A 15,077-nucleotide genomic window follows, 5' to 3' on the forward strand; every position below is an offset into this window, starting at 1 on the left:
CTTTATTCCCCCTTCGGCTCCACTTTTTCACCTTCCAGGAGGAAAGAGATGCCGGAAGCGATGACCTGGTCCCCTGGGTTAATGCCTGAGAGAATTTCAATCTTGTCGCCGATAATTTGTCCGGCTTCAATCATTCGCTTCTTGACTGTTCCATTCTCTGCAACAAGCACATATCGCCCTTTGTCTCCTACGCCTAAACACTGGAGCGGAAGAATGAAACCTGTTGAGAGTGTGCGGGGCAATTCTACATTGGCAACCATTCCCCCACGCCATACCCCATCAGGGTTTGGTGCTGTTATTTCTACGTTGTATTTGCCTGTTGCCGAATCGGCCAGCGGGGAAATAAACGTAACGGTGCCCGTCGTTTTGCTTCCGTCTTCCCGGTTCATTGTTATTTTTTTGCCTGCAGCAAACTGGCTAATGAGAGACGGCTCAATTTGGACGCTTACTTTTATCTGTGATAAATCAACGAGAGTGGCGACCGCAGTCCCCGGTGAAACCATATCCCCGACATAAGGAGTTACCTCGGCAATCGTGCCGGAGAAAGGAGCGGTTATTTTTGCGTCCTGAATGTTCTTATTTGCCTGTGTGATGCCATTTTTCGCACTGGCCACTTCGGTCGCTGTGGAAGCCAGACGATCCGTATTGTCCTTTTCCGCCTGGACTGCTTTCTGCCTTTGTTGAGCCGTTAATTGCTTTTGCTCCAGCAATCTTTTTTTCTGCCCTTCGAGCGCGGTAAGCTGTACCTGCTCACTTTGCAATGATAATTCAGCCTGATCCACCTTTATTTTTAGGTTATCTACCTCTACCCTGGACACGGCACCACTCGCAAATAGTGCTTCGTTTCTCTGAAGGTCAGTCTTATCCTGATTCAACGTTTGGTTATCATTTTCAATTTTGATTTTCTGCTTTTTTATAGCGTCCTCTGTGTTGGCCAGTGAGTCGTCTGTCTGTTTCATGCTGTTATCGTATGTATCAGTAACCTTACTGTCCCCCTTGAGAATTTTAGCCCGTTTTATCTGCGCCTCCTGAATCTGCGCAGAAGACAGGGCAAGGGAGCTCTGGTATGCTGATGTATCAAGGGCTCCCAGAACCTGCCCTGCCTTCACCTGCATCCCTTTCTTCACCGGTAAGCTAATAATTTTTCCTGACGTTCCGAAAGCCAGCTTCACCTCTTGTTTCGCCTGGACGACACCTGATTTGGTCAGCATGATGGGCTGCTGCTGCTGCGCTATCTTAATGATTTCTACAACCTTTGCTTTTTTTGCTTCTTCCGGCGCCTTGGAGGCTGCAGGCTGGCTGCAGCCGGAACTGACGGCCAGGATAGCGATAATCGGTAAAATCAATCTTTTTTTCACAACGGTCTCCCTACTCTCTTTTTTCTTTTCAGCACGACTTGCCCGGGTAGAACGGATAAGATGGCATTCCATATGTTTCCACTCTTATTTTACCAACCATTTTTTTCCGTTTCCTCCGCCTCCAGACGGAGGACGGCTCCTACGATAATCGTATTTTCTTGCCTAAAATAATGCAAAAAGGCTCCTTCCACTCAAACTTTGAGCCGGAAGGAGCCTTTTCAGTATAAAACCTATGCCATATGCGACATCATGGCGGTTATTTTGCGTACATAATTCTGTGTTTCTTTAAACGGCGGGATTCCCCCGTACTTTTTTACATTTCCCGGCCCCGCATTGTAAGCGGCCAGCGATAAAGAGATATCACCGTCATACTTATCCAGCATCGACTTTAAATACCGGGTGCCCCCATCTATATTTTCCTCTATGCTAAACGGATTTTTCACACCGAGGTACGACGCCGTGTTTGGCATTAACTGCATGAGACCCATCGCCCCAACACCTGACTGAGCATTCGGGTCAAATCCGCTCTCCTGGTGAATGACTGCCCGCAGCAAATTTTGCGGAACGCTATACTTCGCGGCTGCCGCAGCAATGGCACGCTCAATCTCATTCTTCGTTCCGGATACGGGAACTGCTGGTGCATTGTCCGCTGCCGGATATGAAATCGGCGCTGTGTTCAATACAGGTGTGGAAATGGCAGGTACAATCGGCTCCCCGTCCTGTTCGCCAGTACCGTCTCCGGTCATCTGAAACGCCGGGTTCATTTGATACGATGCTGTAAGCATGGCGTTCAGAAAGGAAGAACCACTTCCGTTTTGATCTGGATTATTAATAAGCGCAGCGCTCTCATCCTTTACGGCTGCCGCGAGCAGATCTGAGAATGTTTCCGATTGTGCGGATAACATCTGCTGCCCCAGCTTTTCCTTTAGCTTCGGATCTTTCTCGGCAAGAGACAGAACAACCGTTTCGGCCAGCCAGCGCGACGAAGCAACTTCCATCTTGTATACCCCTTCCACTCTCATTCATATTCTCCTATTTTACCTTTTTTTCCCGCAACAAAAAAGAACTATTTTCCCGTTCTTATTTCCACCATAATGATAGGGAAATTTTACACGTGTTCCTGTCCCCTGTATACTAATGTAAAAAAGGAGGAATCGTACTTTGCCATTTAAAAAGCTGGAAGAGCTTCATTTCGGAAACTTCTACACGGAACGTTCCAAACTGGAAGATCCCGCACTCATTTACCATGATCAGAAGATTACATACGAGGAAATGCACCGCACCATAAGACAGTATGTAACCTACCTTCAACAGGAGGGCCTCAAGGCAGGGGACGTTATCGCGCTCAGCTGCTACAATACACCGGAGTTTATTTACAGCTATTTTGCCATCACACAACTCGGAGCCGTCGTCGTGCCCTTAAACCTCATGCTAACGCTGGAAGAAATCGTATTCATCATCCGGGACTCCAACGCGAAAGCGATGTTTATTCACGAAAATATCCTCACAAAGCTAAAGAGCGAACCAGCAGCATTAAAAGCAGGGCTTGGGCTTGAGCACGTCTTTACGCTTGGAAGCGAATTAACGTCAGTCATTTACTCGCTGGAACCGTCTGATTTTCCCGACCCCGACCCTGAGAGCGTGTCCACCCTTCTCTATACTTCCGGAACAACGGGAAAGCCGAAGGGTGCCATGCTGAGCCATCGCAACCTAATGGCCAACACCGCATCCTGTATGGAAGCCTTGCACCATAAAGCAGAGGACGTGTTTGTTTGTGTGCTGCCGATGTTTCATACGTTCGGCTTCACTACCTCCGTTCTGCTTCCGCTGTTTGCAGGTTCTTCAATCGTCATTCATGAAGCGTTTCATCCGAAAGAAATTATGCAATCTCTCGTTCAGAATAAAATCACTGTTTTCTGCGGCGTACCCGCCATGTTTGTTGTGCTTGCCCAGGCGCTGCGGGAAGGAAAAGCTGCATTTCCTGATTTGCGCCTTGCCGTATCCGGCGGCTCTCCCCTGCCTGTTGAGATTCTTAATTTGTTCGTCCACCATTATAACATTCCGCTTATGGAAGGGTATGGTCTAACGGAAGCCTCCCCTGTCGTCTGTTTTAATCCTCTGCACGGGGAGAAAAAACCCGGCTCCGTCGGTTTGCCCCTGGCTGGCGTAGAGGTGCGCATCATTGATGATAAGGGGAAAATGCTGGAACCGAATGAAGTCGGCGAAATTATTGTAAAAGGCCCGAACGTCATGCTGGGATATTTACATCTACCTGAAGCGACAGCGGAAACCATTGTAGACGGATGGCTTCATACCGGCGATATGGGATATATAGACCATGAGGGTTATGTATATATTGTAGATCGCAAAAAAGATATGATCATTACAAGAGGCTTAAACGTATACCCGCGGGAAATTGAAGAAGTGCTGTACCAGCACCCGGGCGTTCTCGAAGCCGCCGTTATTGGCGTGCCCGATGAGGTAAAAGGAGAGGTCATTAAAGCGTTTGTAGTGGCCAAGGAAGGGGAGAGCCTCGACCGGAGAAGCATTCTTGATTTCTTGAAGCCAAAGCTCGCCTCCTATAAGCTGCCGCGCCACGTGGAAGTTGTTGACCATCTGCCTAAAAACGCGGCAGGAAAAATTCTGAAAAAAGAGTTGAAACGGACACCGGATTAACCGATTACGTGGATCACATACAGCAAGAGGATAAGAGCGATAAATACAGGAAACGCCCGTCCTCCCTTTGTATTGGAGCTGATAAAGATCAGGCTCGCTCTAATAAGGAAAAGAACAGCAAAACAGAGCAAAGCAACCCCGAATACAAGGTGACGATTCCAATCAGCCACCATGCGCAGCATCATTCCTCCATGGATCATGGCTGCCGATAGGGCTAGCAATGAAGAAAGAGGAAAGAAAGGGAGCGCTCCCGTGGAGAAACGCCGCATAGCAAACGTTTGACGCTTTCCTGTCATTGAAAGCAGACCGATAGGAAAAAGAAAAAAAATGACGGTAAGATAGCCTGTAACCCGCCCCATTTGATATAAAAAGGGAACAGGTGTCTGGCCCGGCCCGGCGGGATTTTCCGCCTTCGCCGGTTCCTTTGGAGCAGGCTCTATCTGCTCCTTTTTTGTATCCCCGGTTTGAGTTTCCACCTTCTGCTTATCTGTCGTATCCTGCTGCTTTGTTTCCGCATGGCTCGTGTCTCCCGGACTTAGAGAGGAGGGCGGCTGCTTCGTTTCGGCTGTCACTCCTTGACCTGTTCCCGCAGTCTGTTCACTTGTTGCCGGCGGATTGTAATCCGGTACCGGGTCCATAACAAGCAAAAAGAGCAGTATGCTGAACATGATGATGCCTACGAGCAGAATGAACCAGATAATATTCCGCAGCCACATCGATTGCTCATCTCCTTTAAGCTCGCCCACATCTTTTATAATTTTTATGTATGCCTTGTACAATAAAATATGCCCTTATCAGGTATGTAATTTTATATTCATCCAAAAATTGTAACAATTTCACGGTTCGCATAATAGCCAATTGAATTATAATGGATGTGCTATCGGTGAAAGGAGCGGCACAAATGCAAAACAGGAATACGATACTCGTTCTGTTTATTTTATTATTATTCGTCCTCACATCCTGTTCTTCCGGTAATAAACAGGAAACATTGCCGAACGGCGATACGATAGAAACGACTGCCAGTATTCACGATCTCCCCGAAATTCTAACGACTGCGGACGGCGGCGTGAAAAGCGTGTATGCCCTTGCCCTGGAGCACCAGGATATAATGAAGCAAGTTCCTGTCTATGACGGAAGTCCATACAATAGTGTTCTGGAAGCTTTTTTTTATAAGGTCAACGCCGATGGAAGTCTTGCGTGGAATTCTCATGGGATGACGAGCGGTAAAGCAATCGCTGTGGCAACCGATGTCATTACGATGAAGGACGCGGGAAAATCTGCAGATGAAATCAAGCAGGAAGTTAAAAAGAAGTATGAAGGAGAATACGGGGCGGATTCACCAAAACGGACATACAAACCGTAAGAAAAAAAGCAGACCCTGCGCGGATCTGCTTTTTTTCTATATCGCCTTTGACTGGGGAAGCGTTATGCTGTTCAGCTTTTGGGCAAGGGCAAAGTCCTTTCCTGTAAGTCCGTTTTCCTCGTGGGTACTCAACCTTATGGTTACCTTGTTGTATCGTATGTCAATATCAGGGTGATGGTTTGCCGCTTCAGCGAATTCGCCTACCTGGTTGACAAATGCAAGCGCCTGGCGAAAATCGGCGAAAGTAATCGTTCGCTCGATGTAACGGCTGCCTTCCGATGACCAGCCTGGAATTTTAGACAGGTTCAATGCAATTTGTTCTTGCAATAATTTCGCCATTAACATCATCCCTTCTCTTTTCCATTATTGTATTCGCGTATTTTCATGATATGCGTTTACGATAAATATGTATTATTACCCTCCTATTACCCGCTTTTGCTTTGCTTGAAACTATTTACCTCCTTCTATAGGGAATGAAACAATGAAGGTCGATCCTTCTCCAACGACGCTTCTCGTATCAATTGTACCTCTATGATACTGGACCAGGCTCTTTGTAATGGCTAAGCCAAGGCCGAATCCTTCATATTTCTTGTTATACGATGAATCTACTTGCTTAAACGGCTGATAAATCCGGTGGAGGTTCTCTTCGGAAATTCCAATTCCGTTATCCTCAACTTCAACAAAGCATGTTCCATTCTTAATATAGGCCCGTACGACGATCCTTCCGCCCGCAGGTGTATACTTGATAGCATTCTGCACCAGGTTGCTTACAATCTGTTTGATTTTACCACTGTCCGCATACAGCTTCAGCGGAGACTCCTGCGTCAGGACCTCAAGCGTATGATTTTTTTTATCGGCGTTTGTTCTCAATTCATCTACGGTCTCCCTTATAATCTCATCAAGGGATATGTAAGCCATCCTCATCTCGACCTTTCCCGATTCAATACGCGACAATTCAATTAAATCATTAATTAAATTCAACAGGTCCTCCGATTTACGGTGAATTGTCTGGACAAACTTCAAATCGGCCTCCTCTCCTTCCTTCTGGGAAAGCCGTTCTGTCAGCAATTCTGAGTATCCCATAATAACGGTGAGGGGGGTCCGGAGTTCATGGGAAACATTGGCCAGGAACTCCGTTTTCAGCCTGTCAAGTTCCGACAGCTGTCTGTTTGTCTCCTCGAGCATCCGGTATTGGGCAGCCATCTTGTTGCTCACCATCCAGATGAGCCCAAGCAGAATGATGTTAATCGTGACGCTAATCCATAGTTCTTTTCCGTATGGTTTTGGTATCGTGATTCCCATATAAACAAACCATCCTACCAGCGGTAGAATGGTAATTAACAGGAGAAAAATAGAGATTTGAAGTGAATATATGTCTTTTTCCTTCTTCACGCGGCAGCCCTACTCCTCTTTGCCAAGAAGTGAAACAGAAAACTCAGTTTGTACCTCTTGCTTAATATAAGTCTCAACCTGTTCCAAAAATGTTCTAATACGGATTGGTTTTGTAATATAACCATTGCACCCGGCGTCCAGCGCAGATTTAATATCTGATTTCATCGCTAATGCAGAAAGCGCAACAATCGGAATCGAAGCGAGCTCCGGTATCGACTTAATCGTACGTGTTACGGCCAATCCATCCATCTCCGGCATATGAATGTCCATTAGAATCAAATCCGGCCGAAAGCTTTCAAGCATCTCAAGCGCCCGCATTCCACTCTCCGCCAAATGCAATTCGTACTCCTCATTCAAATGAAGAATCTCGACAAATAATTCTCTGTTCGAAGGATTGTCTTCGACGAGTAAAATTTGTTTTTTCATACACTGTTTCCCCTTTACCTTATCCATTATATTAGGAAGGCTCATGTACTTATGCTTCCTATAGTATTTCATCAGCAGAATGAATGACTCTATCAGCAAGGCGCATGACTTGCCCGCGCTCGACAAACCGCGGTGTATTTGTAAAATAAGCAAGAAGCATACCTGCGTAACGGGACCGGATCGATTCAAGTATATTCAAGTACTCCGTCTTATAATTGACATCAGCGACAATAACCAGGTCATAGTCTGGAATGTGCGGAAGATTTACTTCTTCTTCCGATTTTACCATAAACGCATCGAGGTGGATGGTATTTTTTTGAAGCCGTTCAGACATCGCGGCAAGATTTGAAGCAAATTCAGCCGTGTAAAGCAGCAGGATGTTGCCTGCCCGTTCATTTTGGGAGAGTTTCTCCACTTTGTTATCTGCCTGATACAGGGCAGGCAGGCAAACTGTAAAAATACTTCCTTCATGAATCGTGCTATCGACTGTAATTGTTCCGCCATGCAGTTCTACAAGCTGTTTAGTAAGCGCGAGCCCCAGGCCCGTTCCTTCATATTTCCGCTCAAGCCTGCCATCGTTCTGATAAAATTGCTCAAATATTTTATCCAGCTTGTCCGCCTCGATCCCAATCCCTTGATCAATAACCCGAATGCGTAACGACTCATTTGCCTGCTCTACCGATACCGACACCTCACTGCCGCCCGAACTAAACTTTATCGCGTTGGATAATAGATTAATAAGGATTTGCTTTATGCGTATTTCATCCGCAGTAATAATAGGTTTTATTGGATCCGGAATATTCTTTATAAGCCGGACTCCCTTCTTTTCCGCGCGAGGTGCCAGCATCGTTAGCGCGCTGTCTATTAGTGCAGCTAAATTGAAGCGTGACAATTCAAGCTCGTATTTTCCCGCCTCAATTTTTGTTAAATCCAAAATATCATTTATCATAGAAAGGAGATGCTCGGCTGCATTAATGATGTTTGTAGCATACTGCTTTTGTGAAGGGATCGGCATTCCAACTGCTTTCCCCTCATAAATTAATTCAGCAAATCCAATGATGCCGGTTAGAGGCGTTCTCAATTCATGCGACATGTTAGCAAGAAACTCTGATTTAAGACGGGTTGCTTCCTGCGCGCGCGCTGACTCTTCCTTTAATCGGATGTTAGCCATCTGGAGCTCAGCAACAAGCTGTGAAATGCTAATGCTCATTTGATTAAAAGCATTTCCGAGTTCCCCAAGTTCATCCCGGTTTTCACATCAACCCGGGCTGTAAAATCCCCTTTTGTCATTTTTCTTACACCATGCAGTAAAAATAGAACCGGATGGGTCATCATTCGGGACAGATATAGGGCGAAATAAATAGCAAGCAGAAGGATTACGCCAATGACAACATAGCTAAGCTTAACGGCGGACCATGCATTCGCAATCGCATCCTGGTAAATGTCATAAAGCTCTGCCGACTTACGCTGTGAGAGCTTTTCCACTTCGTTCATTAACTTCACGGCGATTGGCTGCGCTTCCGTATTTAATGTCGAAATGGCATCCTTCTTGTTGCCCAATTGATACACCGGTATTACCCGATCCCGCAGCAAAAACTCCCAGTCCTCGCTATGGTAGATAAATTGCTCAACAGCAGACTTTTCCTGGGGGGAGGCTCCGTCAAGCAGCTTTTTCTCAATTTGGGCTGCCCGGCCGCTTGCCTCATCAAACTTTCTAACAAAGTCTTCATTTCCTGTCGTAACGTAAAGCATGACAAAATTAATCCGTTCCATAATCATGCTTTTTACCTGAAGCTGGGTAACCAGCTTGGGAACGGACTGGTTCGTCACTTCTTCGCTATTACGCACAACATTCAGGAGCTGAACGTTTAAAATCAGCATGCCGATTCCTCCGGTAAGCACAATGGCAAGAAAGCCACTGAATAGCTTCATCCGGATGGACAAATGATTCCATTTCTGAAACATGTTCATCGTTTTAACTCCAGACCATTCCTATTTATGTACCACAACCGGCAGGGTAAACTTCCCTTCTTTATACTGTGCCAGGCGAAGCATCACCTTTTTTTGAACTTCCGGGGGGACCATTGGGCCAAAAGGGGCTAATTCCTGAACCCCATCCTGAAAATCAAAATAAAGACTTCCTCCCTGCAATGTGCCCTCTTGATATTTCTTGGCGATTTCCACATATAGATTCGTCACATGCTGAACCGTGCTTGTAATTACCGTTTCTTTGGATACAAAAGATTGGTTGGAGATATACCCAATGGCGAGCCTGTTTGCATGGTGCGCTTCCATGATTACTTTAAGATTAAAGCCATCACCCATCGGCACGAGAATGTCCACCCCGCTTTTTATCATTTCACGGGCGATTTTCTCTGCCTTCTCCCCATCATTCCAATCTTGCACTTCTTCTATTAAAACTTGATTAGCAGAGTTCTGTTCCTTAACTGCTTTTACAAAAGAATCGATTTCCTTCATGGATTGATAAGCTGGAATGAGGCCAACCTTATGCGTCTTTGTCATTAGCCCCGCAACCATACCGGAGAAATACCCCATAGACTCAGGCGTAAAATTCATGGCCGATACATTCGTTTCCTTCGACTGTCCATTAAAAAAAACGAAGTGCGTGTTCGGGTATTTCTTAGCCAGGCTATTAAATGCACGCTCAAAGCTTCTTCCATTCCCGAAAATCAACTGGTATCCCTCTTTGGCCAGCGCTTCCGTTTCACTTCTTCTTTTATCGTCATTATCAACATATTGAACAACCTTCACTTTAGCATTCATCGTGCGTTCTATTTCTTTTAACCCTTTATAAGCCTGGCTGTCCCATCCCTGGTCATATATTTCGCCTTCTACGAGAAGAGCTGCATGAAAAGATGTTCCTTCTTTTACCCTGACTGCATTTTCAACCTGAAACAGAGGAGAACAGGCAGTTGCGATAAGAACAAGAATAACAATGATTATGACCCTCATATTACGGTACTCCTTCTCTATATGGCTATAGAATCATTGTAAACTTATTTTACCATAGGTCAGAAGTGCAAAAATTGCAGAAAAAAAATCCAGGGCGTTTTTGCCGTTGGATTTTAATTGTTTTGAATGTCGTATTGTTTGATTTTATAGTATAAAGTGCGCAGTGAAATATCCAGCTTTTCAGCCGCGAGCCTTCTGTTTCCTTCTACTTCTGTGAGAACCTTCTCAATATGCGTTCTTTCTACCTCTTCCAGAGTGGGCAGCGTTTCCAAAGTGTTCATCGTTATATACTCCATTGCGTTTTGCACCGTTTCACGAAGGTGCGGGAGTTTAAACGGCTTGCATATATAATCGAGAGCGCCGAGTTTCATCGCCTGAACAGCTGTTTCGATGGTAGCATAGGCCGTTACCATAATAACCTGGCAATCCGGATTAATGGCTTTGAGCGCTGCAAGGATCTCTATCCCATTCATTTCAGGCAGTTGAACATCCAGCAGCACAAGCTCCGGCCGATGTTCTTCATATAATGTTAAGGCACTCTGACCGGTATGAGCGGTGAGGACTTCTATGTTCTGCGAATCAATAGCTGTCGCCATCAAAAAGCAGATATCAACATCGTCATCAACGATAAGAACCCGCAGCTTATCCGCCATTATGCATTCCCCCTGTTTTTACCATTATAGCACAGGATAGGCAGGTACAGAGAGATTTTGAAGAAGTGAAGGTACTGTTTAAACCCGCTCTAATGGTTTCGCGACTTTTGCCAGAATGTCTCTGGCAATATGAATGCCACAGGCGCCTGCCTGAGCCAGCCCCCGCGTAATGCCGGCTCCGTCCCCTCCTGCGTACAAACCTTTGATTTCCGTTTCGAAGTTCACCGTCAGGTGTGGCCTTGCGGAATAAAACTTTGCTTCAACCCCGTAAAACAGAGTATGTTCGCTTGCAATGCCGGGGGTTACGTGATCAAGCGCCTCTACCATTTCAATTAAACTTTTCATCGTGTTATATGGCAAAACCAAACCTAAATCACCTGGCACCGCTTCTTTTAGGGTCGGTTCTATAAATCCTTCTTTTATACGTTTTTCCGTTGAACGGCGTCCTTTTTTTATATCCCCGAACCGCTGGACAATAACGGAACCATTTGACAGGTCGTTCGCTCTTCGCGATACTTCTTTCGCGTACTCGTTTGGCTTATCAAAAGGTTCTGTAAAAACATGAGAAACGAGCAGCGCAAAATTCGTATTCGGGCTGCCAAGCTTCTCATCCTTATAAGCGTGGCCGTTAGCCGCCATAACCCCACTATGGTTTTCTACCACAACATGTCCGCTTGGATTCGAACAGAAGCTGCGAATAATTTGGTCGGTCGAAGATTTATAAATGAATTTGCCTTCATATAAATGCTTGTTAATCTCTTGCATCACAACATTTGTTGTTTCGACGCGCACGCCGACATCCACCTGGTTATTAAGAAGGCGCAGGCCTTGTTTCTTCAATATGTTTCCGAACCATTCTGATCCGTCACGGCCGGGCACAATGACAACCTTGTCTGCCAGGTACATTTCACCTGATTTTGATTCGATGCCAGTGATCGCGAGCCCCTCTTCATTTTTCTCGGTAAGAATGTCGGCGACTTCGGTGCGAAACTTCATCGTGATTTTTGTTTCCAGTTCTTTATATATACTCTGTAAAATCTGGAGATTTTGTTCTGTGCCAAGATGGCGCACGTTGGCCCGCAGCAGTTTTAAACCAACGCCGGCACCCTTCCTTTCAATCTCACGAACCGCCTCGGTTGTCGGATCCGTAATGCTTAGCGTCGCTCCATGTTCAAGATTGATCTCATCAACATAACGAATCAATTCCAGCACTTTAGACGGTTCAAGGTAATCGGTCATCCATCCGCCAAACTCGATTGTAATATTAAATTTACCATCCGAGTAAGCCCCGGCTCCCCCGAAGCCGTTTGTTATTGAACAGGCCGGCAGGCAACCGCTGAAATCCTTTCTTCCCGCTGGAGGGGGGCATTTTTTTATTTTCTTTTCCAGAATGGGACAGTGGCGTTTAAATATATCATGCCCTTTATCGATTAATAAAACATCTAAGTCAGGGCTTTTTCTGACGAGTTCATATGCCGTAAAAATACCGGCGGGTCCGGCACCTACAATTATCACATCATATTTCATAATCGGTGTCCCCCTTGGATGCAAATATATCTTATTTGAACTACTCACGACTAAAGTCGCGAGATTCTGCGTCCTTGCGGACGTGAAAACTCGAACGGACGAAAGCGAGTCGCTTGTTTCCTGCTTCATCGAAAACAGCGAAGTTTGACCTCAGGCTTGCACTTTCTCCACTACCAGAAGAGAAACTCTCCCGGTATCCCGCATCCATACACACGAGCAGGCACACCCCGTGGTTCCCACGGTAAGTAAAGAAGGATTTTATGCGTACAAGAGGGCCATCCCCTCTTCTAAAATATTGATAGCTGCATTAAGATCCCGGTCGTGCTCACACCCGCATGACGGGCATACCCATACACGGTCGGATAGGGAAAGCAGGGGATTCTTTTCTTTACAGCCATGGCATTGCTTGGTGCTGCTGGGGAAGAAACGGTCAATGAGAACCAGTCTTTTTCCTTTGCGCTCACATTTGTAAGAAAGCAACGTTTTAAACATGCCCCAGCCCACATCCTGAATGCTTTTTGCCAGCTTGCGATTCCGGATCATTCCCTTCACATTCAGGTCTTCGATGACGATGACGTGGTTTTTGTCAACGAGTTCGAAAGACACCTTATGCAGGAAGTCTTTTCGCTTGCGTTGAAGGGAGGCGACTTTCACCAGGTTTTCCTGATAATATCTCGGATTGTCGATTTTTTGTCCGGTGGACGTAATCGCAAAGTGGGTTAACCCCATATCCAGGGCCATGATGTCTTCTGTCTTTACCTTGGACAAATCGAAGATTTGAACGTCTTCTCTTTGTATTTGTTCTTCCGTTACTATCGAAACGGTAAAGAGCCCGCTGCTGTGACGTCTAATGGTCGCGCTTTTAATGGTTCCCTTTATGGCTTTGACTTTCTTACCACATCGGAAAGAAACCTCACCCACCTTCGGCAGTTGGATGACTTTCCGGTCAAAATCGACTTTAATGTTGGCGTTCGTCATGTTGGTTGTATAGTTTTGTTTGCTTTTTCGTTTGCTTTTGAAGCGTGGAAATCGAGCGTTACCCTCAAAAAAGTTTTTGAAAGCCGTATCGCGTTGAGGATGGCATTGCTTAGTGAAAATTTGTCCACCTCTTTTAACCAATTGAAGTACGGATGTTTTTTAAGCTGGTTGATGGCGTTATTAAAATCGGTAAAGGTGAGGGTTTTACCCGTATTTTTGTACACTTCATTTCGTTCGGATAAATAAAAATTGTACACCCAGCGAGCACAGCCAAAGGTTTTGGCAAACTGGGCTGCTTGTTCGGCAGTAGGGTAGATACGAAAACGGTATCCCTGATAGCGCACGATAACACCTTCAGGTCTCTCTTTTTTATACGATGCGCCTTTCTTTTTATCCGCAACCTTTGGCATTTATGCATCCCTCATTCCTCGAACATACATTCTTATTATAAGGGATATACAGGTAAAATAGAAGGTCAAAACCAAAGTGCTTTGTGGCTAACTGATGACTAAAGTCACGAGAGTGTCACACAAACTTATTTCAAACCTATATGATTATAACTTGTTATGTCAAAACGAGCAAGAAAAAAAACGAATGTTTTACACATGTCGGTCCTCTTCATTCGTGTTTTATGTAAATGGCGGTACTTAAAGTATGTTAATGAACATATTGGACGTTTGTAGCCGACGCTCTATACATATCGATCCAGCCTTCGATTAGCTCTTCTTCTGAAATCCAGTCTTGCTCTTCTCTTACATCCCCATATAAAATAAGCGAGTATACGCGGGCAAAAACGGTACTGTAAAGGCTTGAAGCAATAGCATAACAATTCGCTTCCGGACGAATCACTCCGCTCTCCTGGTAATGTATAAAGAACGCCGTTAAATCTTTAATAATTGTACCCGTGAAGGAAGCGAGGTATTTCCTGCACTCTATCATGTTCTCGGATTCAATTAATATAAGTTTCACAAGTGCGATCTCCCTTTTAAAGGTAGAAACAAACATTGTAATAATAGCCCGGATATCTGCGTTAAAGTCCCCTTTTACCCGGCTATTTATGAAATTGTTCATCTCCGACAGAAGGGTGTGCTGGCGAAACATTTCATTAAACAACTTTTCCTTGCTTTCAAAATGGCGGTAGACAGTCAGATCGTTTACCCCCGCTGAACGCGCGATTTCACGAATGGTGGAAGCCTGAAACCCTTTCTGCGAAAACACTTGAACTGCCGAGTCTAAAATTTTATCTCTTGTTCTTTTCACTCGTGGAGAATATTTTTTTTCCATTGTGTACTACTCCTTTATCAGCTCTTCTAAAATATGGTCTAAAACACCTATACTTGCAGTATCCTTCATTTATAAATACGAAACAAGTCGCAAATTAGTTGCATTTATAGCTAAAATTAAAACTTTTTGCGGGAAAAAAGGGAGTTCATTCCACTTGCCTTTCCCTTCCGCGGGGAAGGGTGGACTGTCCGCTCCACCTCTACGAGCAGAGCCCACCAAACATCTGGGTAGCTCGGGGCGGGAGACAATGGTGGGCTTTTTCTGCTCTCCGGGAGGTTCCACTGGGTCAGGAAGACCGGTCTGCGTGGACTGCCCTTCCTTTTTTCTGACGTTTTGACCTTACGGTCTTTTCTTTTGCTAGTCTGAACCGCAAGGTTCATCCTTTTTTACTTAGAGGAACCTTGCGGTTCCTTTCTTTTTTATAACACAAAAAGGCCCCTACCCATA

Annotated in this window: 16 protein-coding genes; 2 read left to right on the forward strand and 14 right to left on the reverse strand. The window is 45.3% G+C overall.

The window, feature by feature from the left end:
* Positions 1–2 precede the first annotated feature (2 nt).
* Both MBEAL2_RS21160 and MBEAL2_RS21165 read right to left on the reverse strand, forming a co-directional pair.
* Positions 3–1,358: an efflux RND transporter periplasmic adaptor subunit gene (locus MBEAL2_RS21160; RefSeq protein ID WP_161798264.1), complete on the reverse strand. Its 1,356-nt coding sequence runs from the start codon at positions 1,356–1,358 to the stop codon at positions 3–5.
* A 230-nt stretch (positions 1,359–1,588) separates the two neighbouring features.
* Entirely contained in the window at positions 1,589–2,263 is a 675-nt protein-coding gene (locus MBEAL2_RS21165) for a lytic transglycosylase domain-containing protein (protein ID WP_047154249.1), read from the reverse strand.
* Positions 2,264–2,519: 256 nt separating this feature from the next.
* On the opposite strand from MBEAL2_RS21165, the gene MBEAL2_RS21170 reads away from it, so the two are divergent.
* On the forward strand, positions 2,520–4,034 hold the full coding sequence (locus tag MBEAL2_RS21170) for a long-chain-fatty-acid--CoA ligase (protein WP_047154239.1): 1,515 nt from the start codon (positions 2,520–2,522) through the stop codon (positions 4,032–4,034).
* Here MBEAL2_RS21170 and MBEAL2_RS21175 read toward each other — a convergent pair.
* Entirely contained in the window at positions 4,031–4,813 is a 783-nt protein-coding gene (locus MBEAL2_RS21175; protein ID WP_152667881.1) for a hypothetical protein, read from the reverse strand. The genes MBEAL2_RS21170 and MBEAL2_RS21175 overlap by 4 nt on opposite strands.
* Before the next feature lie 122 nt (positions 4,814–4,935).
* Between MBEAL2_RS21175 and MBEAL2_RS29565 the strand changes: the two genes are divergently transcribed.
* Positions 4,936–5,397, forward strand: coding sequence for a PCYCGC motif-containing (lipo)protein (locus tag MBEAL2_RS29565; protein ID WP_052947885.1), 462 nt, complete (start codon positions 4,936–4,938; stop codon positions 5,395–5,397).
* Positions 5,398–5,433: 36 nt separating this feature from the next.
* Here the strand turns inward: MBEAL2_RS29565 and MBEAL2_RS21185 are convergent, their stop codons facing one another.
* The 11 genes from MBEAL2_RS21185 to MBEAL2_RS29575 all read right to left on the reverse strand — a co-directional run bounded on the left by MBEAL2_RS21185 (position 5,434) and on the right by MBEAL2_RS29575 (position 14,630).
* The gene (locus tag MBEAL2_RS21185; RefSeq protein ID WP_047154241.1) at positions 5,434–5,736 is read right to left on the reverse strand and encodes a 4a-hydroxytetrahydrobiopterin dehydratase; all 303 of its coding nucleotides are present in this window, start codon (positions 5,734–5,736) and stop codon (positions 5,434–5,436) included.
* A 111-nt stretch (positions 5,737–5,847) separates the two neighbouring features.
* On the reverse strand, positions 5,848–6,789 hold the full coding sequence (locus MBEAL2_RS21190) for a sensor histidine kinase (RefSeq protein ID WP_052947886.1): 942 nt from the start codon (positions 6,787–6,789) through the stop codon (positions 5,848–5,850).
* 9 nt (positions 6,790–6,798) lie between these two features.
* Positions 6,799–7,215 (reverse strand): response regulator, encoded by a 417-nt coding sequence (locus tag MBEAL2_RS21195; protein ID WP_047154252.1) that lies wholly within the window; start codon positions 7,213–7,215, stop codon positions 6,799–6,801.
* Between the two features lie 58 nt (positions 7,216–7,273).
* Entirely contained in the window at positions 7,274–8,425 is a 1,152-nt protein-coding gene (locus MBEAL2_RS21200) for a sensor histidine kinase (protein WP_052947887.1), read from the reverse strand.
* Positions 8,422–9,186 carry a CHASE3 domain-containing protein gene (locus tag MBEAL2_RS21205; protein WP_047154242.1) on the reverse strand — a complete coding sequence of 255 codons (765 nt, stop codon included), beginning with the start codon at positions 9,184–9,186 and terminating at the stop codon, positions 8,422–8,424. The genes MBEAL2_RS21200 and MBEAL2_RS21205 overlap by 4 nt, the downstream gene beginning before the upstream one ends.
* Before the next feature lie 21 nt (positions 9,187–9,207).
* Complete coding sequence (locus MBEAL2_RS21210) at positions 9,208–10,188, reverse strand: BMP family ABC transporter substrate-binding protein (RefSeq protein WP_052947888.1); 981 nt, start codon at positions 10,186–10,188, stop codon at positions 9,208–9,210.
* A gap of 113 nt (positions 10,189–10,301) precedes the next feature.
* The gene (locus MBEAL2_RS21215) at positions 10,302–10,841 is read right to left on the reverse strand and encodes a sigma-54-dependent transcriptional regulator (RefSeq protein ID WP_047154243.1); all 540 of its coding nucleotides are present in this window, start codon (positions 10,839–10,841) and stop codon (positions 10,302–10,304) included.
* A 78-nt stretch (positions 10,842–10,919) separates the two neighbouring features.
* Complete coding sequence (locus tag MBEAL2_RS21220; protein ID WP_047154244.1) at positions 10,920–12,368, reverse strand: NAD(P)/FAD-dependent oxidoreductase; 1,449 nt, start codon at positions 12,366–12,368, stop codon at positions 10,920–10,922.
* Positions 12,369–12,626: 258 nt separating this feature from the next.
* The gene (locus MBEAL2_RS31255) at positions 12,627–13,346 is read right to left on the reverse strand and encodes an RNA-guided endonuclease TnpB family protein (RefSeq protein WP_052947889.1); all 720 of its coding nucleotides are present in this window, start codon (positions 13,344–13,346) and stop codon (positions 12,627–12,629) included.
* Positions 13,343–13,756 (reverse strand): helix-turn-helix domain-containing protein, encoded by a 414-nt coding sequence (locus tag MBEAL2_RS29570; protein WP_052947890.1) that lies wholly within the window; start codon positions 13,754–13,756, stop codon positions 13,343–13,345. The genes MBEAL2_RS31255 and MBEAL2_RS29570 overlap by 4 nt, the downstream gene beginning before the upstream one ends.
* 247 nt (positions 13,757–14,003) lie before the next feature.
* Positions 14,004–14,630, reverse strand: coding sequence for a TetR/AcrR family transcriptional regulator (locus MBEAL2_RS29575; RefSeq protein ID WP_052947891.1), 627 nt, complete (start codon positions 14,628–14,630; stop codon positions 14,004–14,006).
* Positions 14,631–15,077: the final 447 nt, after the last annotated feature.

Origin of the sequence: Aneurinibacillus tyrosinisolvens, from assembly GCF_001015055.1 — a bacterium.
GTDB classification, from domain to species: domain Bacteria; phylum Bacillota; class Bacilli; order Aneurinibacillales; family Aneurinibacillaceae; genus Aneurinibacillus_A; species Aneurinibacillus_A tyrosinisolvens.

Excerpts from the sequence above, each read along its gene's own strand:
- MBEAL2_RS21165 (WP_047154249.1), bottom strand. The coding sequence starts at position 2,263 with ATGTTATCCGCACAATCGGAAACATTCTCAGATCTGCTCGCGGCAGCC.
- MBEAL2_RS29565 (WP_052947885.1), top strand. The coding sequence starts at position 4,936 with ATGCAAAACAGGAATACGATACTCGTTCTGTTTATTTTATTATTATTC.
- MBEAL2_RS21185 (WP_047154241.1), bottom strand. The coding sequence starts at position 5,736 with ATGGCGAAATTATTGCAAGAACAAATTGCATTGAACCTGTCTAAAATT.
- MBEAL2_RS21195 (WP_047154252.1), bottom strand. The coding sequence starts at position 7,215 with ATGAAAAAACAAATTTTACTCGTCGAAGACAATCCTTCGAACAGAGAA.
- MBEAL2_RS21200 (WP_052947887.1), bottom strand. The coding sequence starts at position 8,425 with ATGAGCATTAGCATTTCACAGCTTGTTGCTGAGCTCCAGATGGCTAAC.
- MBEAL2_RS21205 (WP_047154242.1), bottom strand. The coding sequence starts at position 9,186 with ATGAACATGTTTCAGAAATGGAATCATTTGTCCATCCGGATGAAGCTA.
- MBEAL2_RS21210 (WP_052947888.1), bottom strand. The coding sequence starts at position 10,188 with ATGAGGGTCATAATCATTGTTATTCTTGTTCTTATCGCAACTGCCTGT.
- MBEAL2_RS21215 (WP_047154243.1), bottom strand. The coding sequence starts at position 10,841 with ATGGCGGATAAGCTGCGGGTTCTTATCGTTGATGACGATGTTGATATC.
- MBEAL2_RS21220 (WP_047154244.1), bottom strand. The coding sequence starts at position 12,368 with ATGAAATATGATGTGATAATTGTAGGTGCCGGACCCGCCGGTATTTTT.
- MBEAL2_RS31255 (WP_052947889.1), bottom strand. The coding sequence starts at position 13,346 with ATGACGAACGCCAACATTAAAGTCGATTTTGACCGGAAAGTCATCCAA.
- MBEAL2_RS29570 (WP_052947890.1), bottom strand. The coding sequence starts at position 13,756 with ATGCCAAAGGTTGCGGATAAAAAGAAAGGCGCATCGTATAAAAAAGAG.
- MBEAL2_RS29575 (WP_052947891.1), bottom strand. The coding sequence starts at position 14,630 with ATGGAAAAAAAATATTCTCCACGAGTGAAAAGAACAAGAGATAAAATT.